Annotated in this window: 13 protein-coding genes; 2 read left to right on the top strand and 11 right to left on the bottom strand. The window is 39.0% G+C overall.

Features of this window, described 5'->3' with window-relative positions; all coding sequences use genetic code 11:
* Positions 1-80: 80 nt before the first annotated feature.
* Positions 81-335 (bottom strand): hypothetical protein, encoded by a 255-nt coding sequence (locus AC52RT_RS11785; RefSeq protein WP_495540921.1) that lies wholly within the window; start codon positions 333-335, stop codon positions 81-83.
* Between the two features lie 297 nt (positions 336-632).
* On the opposite strand from AC52RT_RS11785, the gene AC52RT_RS11780 reads away from it, so the two are divergent.
* Positions 633-1025: a hypothetical protein gene (locus AC52RT_RS11780; protein WP_495540920.1), complete on the top strand. Its 393-nt coding sequence runs from the start codon at positions 633-635 to the stop codon at positions 1023-1025.
* On the top strand, positions 946-1725 hold the full coding sequence (yidC, locus tag AC52RT_RS11775) for a membrane protein insertase YidC (RefSeq protein WP_495540919.1): 780 nt from the start codon (positions 946-948) through the stop codon (positions 1723-1725). The genes AC52RT_RS11780 and yidC overlap by 80 nt, the downstream gene beginning before the upstream one ends.
* A gap of 484 nt (positions 1726-2209) precedes the next feature.
* On the opposite strand, the gene AC52RT_RS11770 is transcribed toward yidC, so the two are convergent.
* The 10 genes from AC52RT_RS11770 to AC52RT_RS11725 form a co-directional block, all read right to left on the bottom strand.
* Entirely contained in the window at positions 2210-2386 is a 177-nt protein-coding gene (locus tag AC52RT_RS11770) for a hypothetical protein (protein WP_495540918.1), read from the bottom strand.
* 137 nt (positions 2387-2523) lie between these two features.
* Complete coding sequence (locus tag AC52RT_RS11765) at positions 2524-3327, bottom strand: endonuclease I family protein (RefSeq protein WP_495540917.1); 804 nt, start codon at positions 3325-3327, stop codon at positions 2524-2526.
* Entirely contained in the window at positions 3324-4286 is a 963-nt protein-coding gene (locus AC52RT_RS11760; RefSeq protein WP_495540916.1) for a S8 family peptidase, read from the bottom strand. The genes AC52RT_RS11765 and AC52RT_RS11760 overlap by 4 nt, the downstream gene beginning before the upstream one ends.
* Positions 4287-4400: 114 nt before the next feature.
* Positions 4401-7916 carry an AAA family ATPase gene (locus AC52RT_RS11755; protein ID WP_495540915.1) on the bottom strand — a complete coding sequence of 1172 codons (3516 nt, stop codon included), beginning with the start codon at positions 7914-7916 and terminating at the stop codon, positions 4401-4403.
* A complete protein-coding gene (locus AC52RT_RS11750; protein WP_495540914.1) occupies positions 7913-9181 on the bottom strand; it encodes a metallophosphoesterase family protein in 1269 nt (422 codons plus the stop codon). The genes AC52RT_RS11755 and AC52RT_RS11750 overlap by 4 nt, the downstream gene beginning before the upstream one ends.
* Before the next feature lie 325 nt (positions 9182-9506).
* Entirely contained in the window at positions 9507-10157 is a 651-nt protein-coding gene (nadD, locus tag AC52RT_RS11745; protein WP_495540913.1) for a nicotinate (nicotinamide) nucleotide adenylyltransferase, read from the bottom strand.
* 19 nt (positions 10158-10176) lie between these two features.
* A complete protein-coding gene (locus AC52RT_RS11740; RefSeq protein ID WP_495540912.1) occupies positions 10177-11646 on the bottom strand; it encodes a nicotinate phosphoribosyltransferase in 1470 nt (489 codons plus the stop codon).
* An 18-nt stretch (positions 11647-11664) separates the two neighbouring features.
* Complete coding sequence (locus AC52RT_RS11735) at positions 11665-12210, bottom strand: cysteine hydrolase family protein (protein ID WP_495540911.1); 546 nt, start codon at positions 12208-12210, stop codon at positions 11665-11667.
* Positions 12211-12260: 50 nt separating this feature from the next.
* Positions 12261-13058 (bottom strand): NUDIX domain-containing protein, encoded by a 798-nt coding sequence (locus AC52RT_RS11730; protein ID WP_495540910.1) that lies wholly within the window; start codon positions 13056-13058, stop codon positions 12261-12263.
* A gap of 216 nt (positions 13059-13274) precedes the next feature.
* On the bottom strand, positions 13275-13901 hold the full coding sequence (locus tag AC52RT_RS11725; RefSeq protein WP_495540909.1) for a YesL family protein: 627 nt from the start codon (positions 13899-13901) through the stop codon (positions 13275-13277).
* Positions 13902-13908: the final 7 nt, after the last annotated feature.

Below are 13908 nucleotides of genomic sequence, written 5' to 3'. Positions count from 1 at the left end.
GGTAACCAGGTCCGCCTTGCCCTGGTCCACCGCCTGGTCCACCCGGCATCGTTTTTTGTCTGGAATAATCGGGATTAATCTCATAATTGGTTCCAAGTCGGATCGTAGCCATGTCGTTCTGTGAGCCAAGGAGTTGACTGCCTTATTTGTCTTCCTAAGACCGCTTGGCCTCCGACTTGGTAACCAGGTCCGCCTTGCCCTGGTCCACCGCCTGGTCCACCCGGCATCGTTTTTTGTCTGGAATAATCGGGATTAATCTCATAATTGGTTCCGTAAGAATCGTACATTGTCTGTTGATTTAAATCATTCGTATCCTGTTTATACGGATTGTACATGATCTATCACCTCTTATTATAAGCCTCCTCTATCCATATGCTCTCAACTGGTTCTATGTGAATGCCTAGACTTGCTATTTTTATTAAAGCATCATGTCTATTTCATTAAAAATTAGACACTTTAATTTTTTTTATGATTAAATACCAGTATAAATGGAAAAAATAATGAAATTTACTAAACTAATTTTTGTGATTGCAAGTAAATTATTTTATGGAAAATGAGAACTATATATTTACCTTTTTTCTACATTTGTTATAGTGTATATGTACATTTTAAAATAAATGGGGTTTCTACTTATGGAATTTTTACTAGAACTCGATCTACTTACGCTCCGAAATGCACTCTGGGCGGGGTATTTGCTAGCCCTGGTTCTTCCAGTCGCTGTCTATTTCTTTGACACCAACAGTGGAGTAGCATTTAACAAACGAGATGCAGCTTTCTTAGAGCATAAAAGAAAGATTGCCATAAAGGTTTCAGGGGAAACGTATCACTTTGGAGTGAAACGTTTTTACACATATATTTGCAGAAAAGAATCTCCAGACGATTCAGATGGTCCATCGAATCCTCAGATTGATACAAAGGTATCTAACAATCTGAGGAGGAATAATTTTGAAAAACAAATTTTTATTACTTTTACTAATTGGTATACCCTTCGTTTTAACCGGATGCCAAGCTTCCGGAGAGAATGATGGTTTCTTTCACACATTTTTAGTTCATCCGATGACGGTCATGCTCGACTTTAACGCTGACCTTTTCAGTGGGAACTATGGGTTAAGTATCATCTTGATGACTTTAATCATTCGTTTTGTCCTATTCCCTTTAACTATGAAGCAATATAAGACACAGACGTTGATGAAGGGAAAGATGGACGGATTAAAACCAGAATTAACCGCTATTCAAGACAAAATTAAAAAAACCAAAGATAAAGCTAAACAACAAGAGCTTCAAATGGAAATGATGTCGCTTTATAAGAAGCATAACGTTAACCCTTTGAATATGGGCTGCCTGCCCATATTAATTCAAATGCCGATTTTGATGGGCTTTTATTATGCCATAAAAGGCTCGCACGAAATTGCAACTCACAGCTTTCTATGGTTTAACCTCGGTCAGGCAGATCATATTATGGCCATCATTGCCGGCGTGATCTATTATTTCCAATCCGTAGTATCAATGCGTCAAATGCCTGCTGAACAGCAAGCAACGATGAAAATGATGAGTTATATTTCGCCCGCGATGATTTTATTCATTTCATTTTCTGCTCCAGCAGCACTTCCGCTATACTGGTCAATTGGAGGCCTGTTTATGATTATCCAGACCATTTTATTACAGAAAATATACAAACGAGATACACCACCCGTACTCGTTAAAGGTACGCTTGAGAAAAACTAAGCGATTAGATGCCTTATTTAAAAACCGCTTGGATTTCTCCAAGCGGTTTCAGTTTGTAGACAAAAGGGGTTCGGAATGGTTTCATTCCGAACCTCTTTTGGTATTTTGAACATATTTCATGGATGTTTTCCTGCTTATCGAAGCAAATCATGGTTTTAATAGGCTTACTGTTATTTTATAGTTCTTTATTGACATAGTATCCACTTTTTAAATCACTTGTGTCCTCCGGTTCTAGGATAGCCCTTTTAATCACAAGGTCCAGATTAACTATAGAAAGACGGTTGATTGAAATGGAAGGCGTGAAGACTCCTGCGGGAACAGCGGGACAGGTGAGACCCCGCAGGAGCGTGAGCATTGATGCGGCTCACCGCCCGCCCGCGGAAAGCGAAGCGCCTGGAATGGAAATCAACATCTCGATTTTAAATCTCACCCGAGTTTGTCTACAGTCTGAAAAGTTGTACCTGTTTTTACAGGTACAACTTTTTTATTTGTCTTTCATTATCGCATAGGCTCTAATCATTGATGCGATAAACATAGTGACTGAACCGCCAAGCAGCATATAAATAAATGTATTTTTTGTAATCATGTCCAGAGGATAAAGCAGTCCTCCAGCAATCAACAAGGCACCAATTCCTGAAATCATCCAGCTAAGCTTTTTCAAAATTATCATTCCTTTATTATACTCATACTACTAATTGTATCAAACCAGCGGACGATTTTACATTCTATGTTCTTTTAAAATAACAAAAAAACTTGAGAAATACCGAAATTTCGGGTTTTCTCAAGTTTTTCCTCTATTTATAGAATCATTGACCGTGCAGAATCAGGAAAATCAATAAAAGGATTACGATTTCCTTGCAGCTCCTGAATGGCTTGATTTCGGTGCAGTTCATAGCGTGATACCGGAAACCTTTGATGCCATTCTAGTAAAAGAGAGCTATTCACCAGTTCGTGCGATATGGTTTGCGGGTAGCGCAGTAAAAAATAGAGGGTGGACCGAGCCACGATTCCTTTTCCGTATTCAGGCTCAAACTTTCCACCCTCATTTTTCCCACATCCATCCTTTATACCAAGAATCAACCGCTCTGGAATATAATCTAAAAAGTCATCATATGGATGGTTACCGCGGATGCTATTACATCCAGGGTCACAGGCAAAAAGGTGATGAAGATCTCCTTTCATCGGATCTTTCTTGTGAAACCAGGATTGTGGGACCACATGTTCACAGTTTAAAAGTGACGTCCCTAATTGTCCCTGCTGAGCTTCTTGCTCTAATTTCCGAATATCCGCTTCAATCACATCGAGAGGATCCATCCTTTTCCCCGAGTACAAACTTTTAAGCGTTCGATCTTCCTGTAGATCAACCCAGGGATATAAATATCGATGCGGGGTATAGCTTAATTTTTGAAGATGTGTTTCTTCTAAAAGCTTTCTTATTCGTGAAGATAGATAACTATCCTTAAAAGAAATCATACGGTAATAGGCATTTTTTTGTTCTAAGTCGGTACGTTCATTATAATACTCACGATTCAAAACTGCCTTTAGCTCAGCTTTGCACCACTCACGTTCCTGGGCAAGTTCATGTAAAAGGTCATTCATCATATACTTAACTGCTCTTTCATTTTCTTACTTAGGACTTCTTCTAAATAGTCTACCGTTGTAAGATATAACAACCCATTGCCTTCAAGCTTCGGGGAATTCCCCAGCGGAATCGTTCTTCTAATCAATTGTGAATAGAGCTCCGGCTCAGTCAGTGTACGTCCAAAGCTCTCGTTTACCATTACTTTAATTAGCGCAAGCGCGCCAGATACGTGAGGTGTCGCCATTGACGTACCACTCAGTTTAGCATACTGTCCATTTAGATAGGTTGAGAGAATCTCCTCACCTGGAGCTACCAGGTCCACTTCATTATTGGAATTAGTAAAAGGTGAAGACCGTCGCTCTAAATCAATTGCCCCAACACTGATTACTTCGTTGTAACAGCCGGGGTAGCCCATTTCATCTGTAGTATCATCTCCGTCGCCATCATTACCTGCTGCACACACGACAAGAATCTGTTTAGAAATGGCCTGTTGAATTGCTTGATGCAGCTCAGGAACATCCTCAGACCCTCCAAGACTCATTGAAATGATATCTACCTTTTGTTCCACCGCATAATTGATTCCATTTATAATCCATTCGTATTGGCCGGAACCATTTTTGTCCAAAACCTTCAAAATTAATAAATCAGCTTCAGGAGCGACTCCTGCCACACCAACATCATTCTTTTCAGCCGCAATCGTCCCTGCCACATGTGTACCATGTCCATTATAGTCGACAAACATCTCAGGATTGGAATGATCATCATCAGTGAAATTCCGACCGCCGATAATCCGATTTTTCAAATCTGGGTGGGTTATATCACAGCCTGTGTCGAGAATGGCTACTGTAATACCTTTTCCTTTTGATTTATTCCACACGTTTGGAGCCTGAATCAATTCGACTCCGCTTGGCACTTCAGTTGTTACAAGTTCGACAGTTTTCACCTGATACGGAAATAAATGAACTTTTTTTTGTTCCATTTTCACTCCTCCTGACAGGTTATATTCTATGCCGACATCAAAGTTGGGTATTCATATTTTACCAATTAATTACCATTCATACTAGTTACCTTCGACGGATTCGATAAAAAAATTTCACTTAACGCTCGCTAAATTTGTAAGTTGTTCAAGTTGGAATTGATCCTCACTAGCTATATCCTTCATTAACTCAATCAACCTGGAATGATGAGTGAAGAATATAACTTGTGTTTTCTTTGACAAATCTAACAGTACCTTTAAGGTTTCTTTTGCCCGTTCATCATCAAAATGAATAAGTATATCGTCAACTATGAAAGGAATAGGTTCATTTTCCTGAACATATTTTTCAATACTTGCCAGTCGGAGAGCCAAGTATAATTGATCCTTCGTACCATCACTCATCCCTTCAACCGAGACTCTTTCTCCATCCTCTCGAATGCCTACTAAAATCGGCTCATCCTTTTCATTATAATCAACCGTCACGTCTCGATATTTATTCAGCGTAACTTTTGCAAAGATCTGGCCTGCACTTATTAAAATGGGACTTTGGTTCATTTCACGATAATATTCTATGCCCCTTTTTAAAAGCATCGACGCCATCTTAAGGAGATAATATTGATCAGCATAAAATTCTATACGGGAGACAATACTCTCTTTCTTTTGTCCAGCAAGTAAAGCCGTCATATTATGTCCGGTAATTTTTTCTTCATATTCTTTCTGGATGACTCCATGCCCTTTACTAACTGAAATTTTTTCATCATCTAAAAATTGCAATTCTTCCTCAATATGCTTTAGTTCTACGGATATACGATCAAGGTCTAACACGCATTCTTCGAAAAGCTGTACAAGGGTCATACCTTCTCCATCACTAAGTAACTTTTCTTCTATTTCCACCAATTTCAATTGATATTGACGTTTTTCATAGAAATTAGAAATAACTTGTCCCAGTTCCTCTTCCTTACACCCCGCCAGTTTTCTCAATTCTTCCTGTTTATCAGCAGCACCCTCCATCTCTTCTTTATATTCTTGAATTCTATCAATAAATTGTTTAGCCTGATTTTCCAGTGCCATTGCAGTACTTTGGTTTTTTTGAGCGTCTATTAGTTCACGATGTAATTGGCTCACGGCCAGATGAATAGGCATGGATTGGAGATGTCTAAAATAATGATTGATGAGAATTTCTGCTTCGTTTCTAAATTGGTCCATACTAAGATTTACTTCGTTCAGTTCTTTTTCGGTATCTTTCATTTTTGTATATGCTGATAAACAATGGTCTACTAGCTCAAGTAATTGAATCACTACAGCTACAGAGGCATCAGGTTTAGTAAACAAACCTTGTATATTCTGTTTCCAACTATCGTTCCATTGCCTTAACTTAAGCTGAATCCTCTCTTTTTCTACTTCTTTTTCTAAGCGTTTTTTTTGGATATGTTTTAATTGAATAGCGTTATTTTCTCTTTTTGTTTTCATCACTTGCAGCGCTTTTATCGTTGAAACCGAACGATTAAGAAGGTCCAATAACGTGTCTTTTTTGGCTGTTACCTCTAATTTTTCAAGTATCTCTGTTAGCGTCTGCTTTAAATGATTAAGTTTCTCTTCTTTCTGTTGAATATCAGACAATATCTCCGTATAACGAATACTCGATTCATTAATTTGTTGTAGTTTATTAACCCACTCGATCATTTCCTCTGGTTCTAATGGGGAAATCCCTGTCTGGGCCCAGCTGTTTTCCCATTCCTTTCTACAGAATTCCCATTCCATCCTTACCTTTTCTTGATTGCATATATACTCTTCTATTTTTCTTTTACTGTTTTCAATATCGCCGAGCCGCTTATTTTTTTCGCCCACCTTTTCTGCTTGAACGCGCATCTGATCTGAGGCCTTATCTGCTTTATACATCGCTTTTTCAAATACATGTTCAAGAGACCTGCCATTCGTAAAGACTGCTATCTTTTCTGCATCTTCTGTTTGAGATAACTTAGAACGAATCATTTCCCATCCATAATCTCGATGCTCACGCATTCCATGAAGCTCTGTCTCAGTAGGAATATCCTCCATTCGTTCCAGATCTCGAATATGGCGAATATCCTCCTCCATTTTTCTTTGTTCCTCTTCTATAGATTTATTGAATCGTGCTATGGAATCAGCGAAATCACGAAATAAGAGGACATACTTTTTAATACTTTCATTCATCGGGAATTTTTGTTCTAACAGAGCCTCTCTATTCTTTGTCCATAGAGGCAAAGTCCTTATCATGAATTCAAGTAACGCTTCTTGCCTTTGACTCTCTGAAACTAGTTGTTTAAGCTCTTCTTCAATCCTGACTTCTCGCTTCACCTGTTCAAGGATACTTTCCAAATCATCTAAATCTTGAACTTCAACCAAACTCAACTGTTCTTTTCTTAATTCATCAATTTCGATTGCCAGCGTATTTTCTTCTTTTACAGCCACATAAAAGGCTTGATCTAATAATGGTTTTTGTTTAGAGAGCTCAATAATGGTGTGTTTAGTTTCTGCAGGAATTCGAAGTGTATCGATTGTTTCTAGAAGGGTGATGGAGCGATCAATATTTTGGGCTATCTGTAAAGCTTGGTACTCCCAGCGCTGTTTTTCTTTCTTTAAACTAGGTTTACTTTCTAAATGATTCTCGTAGGTTAATACATTCTTATATAACGATTCGATTATCGGCCCCTTCTCCAAAATAAATGCATGGATCTGAATTGCAGCTAGTTCGCTATTAAGATGTTTTAACTGTTCTTCTGCCCTTATTTTATCTTTTTGTGCACGCAAAAACGTTTGTTTATTTTCTTGAAATTGATTATGACTATCAACCGGCAACTCTGGTACTTTCCCCAACTCACCCATCTTCTCTTTATATTCCTGGTGCTTAGCAACTTGCGGCAAAATTAATTTTTGACGCCGGAGCTTCCGCTGCTTGAGTTCTAATTTTTTACTTTTATTTAGAATTTCTTGCAGACGCTGTTCACTTTCCTGATACTTATTCTCGATTTCTTTCCAATCTTTCACTCGCATCTGACTTTCAGCAATGATTCTAATTAATTCCTGCTCTTTTTTAACGAGACTATTAATGATTGGCGTTCCTGATCTCCCTTTCTTAAACATACTGTCTGTTTTTTTGTCGACCTCATCCAATACTTCTCGAATCCTATTCATTCCTGATGCTGCTGAAAACAACCCTTCCCCTGCATGCCCACCGCTTTCCAGCAATCTGTTTCCGCCTTCACGAATTCGAACATGATCGAGAGCAAACATATGTGTAAATTGCTGTCTTGAAAGATGATTCATAAACTGCTGAATTTTTTGTTCTGATAACGGCGAATCATTGATATCGAGAAGCGTATTTTTGGTTCCTTTACGCCTCACAAACCGCAGCTTATCACCATTTATATGACGTAGCTGTCCTTCGATTCGCAACTGTTTATTATCATGTTTAAAAGAATAAGGCGTAGTTTTTGGAAACCCATAAAGTAAATCGGTTACAGAAGAAAGAATCGTACTTTTCCCAGCTTCATTCAGTCCATAGGCAAGATGAAAATTTTTACTTGCATCAAAGGACAACCTATAGTCGGTAAAATGTCCAAACGCTTTCAAGTAAATGTAATCAAATCTCATCTAGACTCCTCCTTCGTTAAGTATGTAATAATGACATCTTCAACTTCTTGGAACCGCTGTTTTAACAAAAATGGATTCGTATAGTCAACTCCGCGTTCCATCTGCCGTAATTCATAAGGCAGTTTGTTTTGCAGCTCCGTAAATTCATCCAATAATTCTGAAATGACGACATCATCTTCTTGAATCTCACGTAAATAATCAAGGATACCGGCGAGCGGGGTATGCTCACTCCTAAGCTCTTCTAAACTCGTCAACCCGGACGTTTCGATTTTCACTTTTTCTAACCAGATATCTCCCTGGCCAACTTCAAGTGCGAGAGCGCGTAGATTATTAATTACATGTTCTGTGTCTGTAAGGAGTTGATGATGAATAACGCTTACTCCAGTAATCTTAAATCTGACTGCTAAAAAGCGGCCATCCGCTTTTTCAAACACTGATTCTAAGGCCATACGTGCTTTTTCAAGTAAGCCGTGTACGTCTGCTACCTCACTGCCAGCATCTACTTCACACATCTCCCATCGGAGAACATCAAGCTCAATATGTTCAACAGTATCAATTTCTCCATCACTTACTGTCACATAAGAACAGCCTTTACTGCCCGTTTCTTTAATATGCCTTCCTTGAATATTCCCAGGAAAAAGAATGTACGGATTCTCTGATAGCTGCTCTCTCTGATGGACATGGCCCAGCGCCCAGTAATCATAACCACAGGCCTCTAGATCCCTCACAGAACAAGGAGCGTAACGCTCATGCCCTTCCCTGCCTGACGCTGATGTATGTAATAAGCCGACATTAAAAAACGTATCAACGGGAGGCGGATACTGCAGAGCCATATTGTCTGTCACGGCACGTGTTGAATAACTTTGCCCATGTATTGCAGTCTTCAGGTTATCCATTAAAACGGTTTCCGGTTTCTTTGATGACAGCTCATAAACATTACCTGGTAATTTCAACTGCTTTGAAATTTGACTTGCAGCATCATGATTCCCGCGTATTAAGAAAACCGGAATATTATGTTGCTGTAGAATGGACATTTGACTCACAAAAAACAAACCGGTATTGTAATCCCTCCAGTCCCCGTCATACAAATCTCCCGCTAGGAGTACAAAGGCCGCCTTACGACTAACTGCTGCATCAACCAAATTTACAAACGCTTCCCGTGTGGCATTCCGAATCTTTTCTACAGGTGCACCATCATACTGCTCCAATCCTCTTAACGGACTATCCAAATGGATATCTGCTGCATGTATAAACGAAAAATCCATATAAGCACCTCCTTATAGCTATCTTTACATACAAATTCTGGATGATTCTCGGAAATCCTTTATTAATTGACAGGTAACCACAAATTTACTGACATTTTTCTTTCTTACTGACTTCTATGTGTCGTAAAGGAAAGAAACACTTTTTCCCCCATCCAAACTGCCTTTTATTCACGTGTTGCTTAGGGGTTTTCTTTCCTCTAGGCATCTCTTTTGTGCGAAACAGAATATTTCTGTGCGCTGAAGCTATTTTGTCTGCGGAAGGCTTGGTGTGGCAACACAGAAAAAAGCCGTCGAGAATCTCGACAGCTTGATTATGAATGTACACCTACAATCGTTCTTTCTGATACAATCCATGATCCATTATATATTGGTAACATTCATCAGGTAGAAGGTATCTTGGTTCGCCTCCAGCAGCCAGTTCATCGCGGATATAAGAGCTGCTGATTTCCATTTGCAAACCTTTATCGATTAGATGAAACTTCCTGCCGTCATCGGCATTGCGAAGCAGTGGACTTTTAGAGATAGCTTTTAACATATCAATCCCATCTCGGGCCATGACGATAAATTTATGATTAGCTATCAGCTTTTCTCGATGTTTCCAGCGTTTATGAATGGGCAGGTCTTGATTGTCTATCTCAACAAGGAGATCTGCTCCCATGATGAAATATAGCTCATCATTGGGGTATACCTCTGTAAAATACTCCATCGTGTACCAAGTGTACTGCTTACTTGTACCGGCAAGCTCGTTCATTTCATAATCACTGGCTTCAAATTTATGATTATCTGCGATCGCCATTTGAAGCAAGTTCCAACGATGTTCATTACTTGTTTTCATCTGCTTATCAATTCGGTTACTGGCACATGGAAGGAAAATGACACGGTCAAGCTTCGCTCGATTAGCGATCGTAGACGCTGTCCATAAATGGACATTAGTGACCGGATCAAAGGATGATCCGTATATTCCTATTTTGCCCATTGCTTCTCCCCCTACAAGATTATTTTACTTGCAGACCCTCTTGAACCTTTTGTTTAACTTCTTCAATGTTTTTCATTTTATTGTCCCAGCATTTTTGACTCAAATCGACCGGATACTCTTCAGGATGCAAGGAGCGCTTGTATTCATTCCATAACAGTTCAAGATTCTCAAAGGTATATTGTTGAGCAGCTTTAAGGTCCGGTAGTTTGTAAACCAGCTCTCCTTTGATAAATATGTCCTTATGAAGTTCTTTTGCTATAAAATTGGTTACAAATTTACTTACATAGGTGTGAACAGGATGGAACATTTTCAAGCGCTCTTCTTCTTGTGGGTTTTCCTCCTCAAGTGCAATATAATCACCTTCTGCTTTTCCGCTGCTGCTATTTATAATTCGGTAGACACGCTTAAGACCGGGTGTGGTGACTTTCTCTGGATTACCAGAAATCTTTATTGTATCGATCATGGTTCCATTTTCATTCTCAATCGATACCAGTTTATAGACAGCTCCAAGCGCCGGTTGATCGTATGCTGTAATTAGTTTCGTACCGATTCCCCAGTTGTCTATTCGTGCGCCCTGAGACTTCAAATTAATGATGGTATATTCGTCTAAATCATTAGATGCGGTAATTTTCGCATCGGGGAAGCCTGCATCATCCAACATTTTTCGAGCTTCCTTAGATAAATAAGCAAGGTCGCCGCTGTCCAAACGTATCCCTTTGAAATTAATCGCATCTCCTAGTTCCTTGGCTACTTTAATAGCGGTTGGTACACCCGATTTTAAGGTATCATAGGTGTCTACTAAAAAAACACAGTCTTTATGGGTTTCAGCATACTTGTGAAAAGCCTTGTATTCATCTTGATAGGCCTGAACTAATGCATGCGCATGGGTACCAGCGACGGGGATGCCAAACTGTTTACCCGCGCGAACATTACTCGTTGCATCAAAACCGCCGATAAAGGCCGCACGTGTTCCCCAAATAGCAGCATCCATTTCCTGAGCTCTTCGGCTTCCAAATTCCATCGCTGTTTCCGTCCCAATAACCTGTTTAATTCTTGATGCCTTAGTAGCAATCAACGTTTGATAGTTGATAATATTCAGCAAGGCTGTTTCAATTATCTGCGCTTCAGCAAGGGGTGCTTCCACACGTAATATAGGCTCGTTCCCAAAGACCAGCTCCCCTTCCGACATCGCTTTAATCGTACCGGTGAAGGTCATCTCTTTAAGATAGGCTAAGAATTCTTCTGAATAGTGAAGTTCATCCTTTAGATACGCTATATCACTATCGGTAAAATGGAATTTCTTAATATACTCAATTACTTTTTCTAGTCCAGCAAAAATGGCATAGCCATTTCCAAACGGAAGCTTACGAAAATAGAGTTCAAAAACAGCTTTTCTTTGATGAATATTATCTTTCCAATACGTTTCTGCCATATTAATTTGGTATAAATCTGTATGCAATGCCCATCCATCATCATTGTATTGTTTCATGACTTTCCCCTCTCCCACTTAAAGAATAGTTGCTCCCAGACTGCCTTTAAAATGCCCCAATGCCCATTCGTGTCCTGCTTGATTAAAACTTGCCACAGCATCTTTATGAACTGTAATCTTATAGCCTTTATTATAGGCATCGACCGCCGTATGCAGGACGCAAATATCCGTGCAGACACCGATTAAATGAAGATCTGTGACACCGCGTTCACGAAGCCAGATATCCAGATTGGTCCCAGCAAACGCAGAATAACGAGTTTTGTCCATATATAAGACCTTTTCGGAATTCTTATTCTCTTCATAGAATTCCGCTAAACCACCATATAATTCACGTCCGTGTGTTCCAGCTAGGTTATGTGGAGGGAATAATTTCGTTTCAGGATGAAATGGATCATCCTTCACATGAACACCAATAGCAAGCACAACATAATTTTCCGTATCCAGAAATTCTTTCGTCAATGATACAACTTTCTCTTCTATTGCTTCACCTGGTTTTCCTACAGGAAGGGCACCATTCACAAAATCATTCGTGTAATCAATATTAATCAACGCTTTTTTATTCATAGCCCGACACTCCTTTTAGATAAAAAAATGGTTTAATCTATATAACCCTCTTACTTATAGATACTCTTTATAGGAATATAATCTGTAAAACGGTAGAGCTTTGTTTTAAATTTAGAATTTCTTTGTGTCGTTTTATGACTGTTGTCTTCATTAAGAACTGCCTCAAGAAACGGAAATTTAGGTGCTTTTCTCCAGAAAAAGGGTTCAGACTTTACCACTTCATTCACAATATCTCCGGCAGTACAAAGAATAACATTACGTAGTTCAGATAACGTAAATTCGTCTGGTAGAAACTCTTTTGCCAGCGTCGTTTGTACCATATCCAATCGAATTTGCGCCAATGCATCCTCAATAATATACCTGTGGTCAAAAGCAAGTTCCTGATTAAGGGCCTTACTTACCTCAAGTATTTTGACGTCTGCCGCATCATCTCCAGCCTTTCGATCCTCTAAAAGATGTTCAGGTACGACTGCATAATGAGCATTGGTAATCATCCAGCCCCTTGGATCACGACCTTCCCTGTCATACACACCAAAATGCTTTAAATGAAGACCTCGGATGTCTGTCTCCTCCGCTAACTCACGTGCCGCCGCTTCAATGGCTGTTTCATGCGGATCAATAAATCCCCCTGGCAACGCCCACTTGCCTCCCTCAATATTGGGTGTACCATCAACATTAGAAAGAGATCTTTTTATAAGAAGAATCCTTAACGAACGGCCAAAAACTGTTGCTTCGTCATGAGTGATTGTAAAAATGGCAATATCACTTGTATATCCGTCAGGCGTACGATATTTTTTCACGTCGTATTCTTTTAAAGCTTCTTTAGGATCAATAAATTCATCCAGCAAAAAATCACCTCTATCCTTTCCATTAATGATTAACTAATTGTTAATTGTATTATATATGGTTTTTACCAATTTTACAATAATTTACTTATGTTTTTTAAAGTTCTCCTTTAATTTGCTTTCATATTCAGAACGATAAACTAAATAATTACCCTATATATTCATTTAGTTAAACAAAAAAGACTCACTAGGAGTCTTTTTATTTTCACTTATCGTTTTTTAAATCGATTCCTTTTGACGACTTTCAAGAGAGGCAAAGCTCTTTAATGCGAAGAACATCACGAGCACTGTAATCAACGATATTCCAAAAAACGGGATTAAGCTGGGCAGCAGCCAATAGATAACACCTACTGCACATATGGTAATCATCATCAAGAAAAGGTGCAATGGATTCACAATGGCTATCAGCAGTGCATTTTTAATTTGCAAAAAGAAGGATTGTTCAAAATGTACGTAAACCGGAAAAACGTACAGGATTATAGCAGTAAGCAGGAAGATTACAATAATAAGTGGAACCGTAAAAATCACCTGAATCAATCCACCGACACTTTGCAAAAAAAGAACATCAGCAAGTAAAAAACCAGCCGTTAACAACAGTATAAATCCGAGTTTATTTGCTGAAAAAAATTCTTGTTTATATGTGGACACAAAGACAGGGAATATCGCAAATTCAGGATCCTTCAAAAACCATTTTCTTACTACGGTACAAATAGCAATGGTCGCTGGCATGATCCCAAGTAATAGAAGGCCTGCTACAGAAAAAACGATCCATAATAGATTAACATAAGCTATTTTTGTGACCCAGCTGCAAAGAGTATAAAAACTACCTGCTGTTATTCGATCCATTGATGTC

This window comes from Peribacillus sp. (assembly GCF_059453735.1).
The sequence above is the reverse complement of the archived record's forward strand: the minus strand, read 5'-3'. Positions and strand labels throughout refer to the sequence as shown.

Coding starts and splice junctions, on each gene's coding strand:
- AC52RT_RS11735 (WP_495540911.1), bottom strand. CDS start 12,210: ATGAATAAAAAAGCGTTGATTAATATTGATTACACGAATGATTTTGTG.
- AC52RT_RS11760 (WP_495540916.1), bottom strand. CDS start 4,286: ATGGAACAAAAAAAAGTTCATTTATTTCCGTATCAGGTGAAAACTGTC.
- AC52RT_RS11750 (WP_495540914.1), bottom strand. CDS start 9,181: ATGGATTTTTCGTTTATACATGCAGCAGATATCCATTTGGATAGTCCG.
- AC52RT_RS11765 (WP_495540917.1), bottom strand. CDS start 3,327: ATGATGAATGACCTTTTACATGAACTTGCCCAGGAACGTGAGTGGTGC.
- nadD (WP_495540913.1), bottom strand. CDS start 10,157: ATGGGCAAAATAGGAATATACGGATCATCCTTTGATCCGGTCACTAAT.
- AC52RT_RS11740 (WP_495540912.1), bottom strand. CDS start 11,646: ATGAAACAATACAATGATGATGGATGGGCATTGCATACAGATTTATAC.
- AC52RT_RS11785 (WP_495540921.1), bottom strand. CDS start 335: ATGTACAATCCGTATAAACAGGATACGAATGATTTAAATCAACAGACA.
- AC52RT_RS11725 (WP_495540909.1), bottom strand. CDS start 13,901: ATGGATCGAATAACAGCAGGTAGTTTTTATACTCTTTGCAGCTGGGTC.
- AC52RT_RS11755 (WP_495540915.1), bottom strand. CDS start 7,916: ATGAGATTTGATTACATTTACTTGAAAGCGTTTGGACATTTTACCGAC.
- AC52RT_RS11780 (WP_495540920.1), top strand. CDS start 633: ATGGAATTTTTACTAGAACTCGATCTACTTACGCTCCGAAATGCACTC.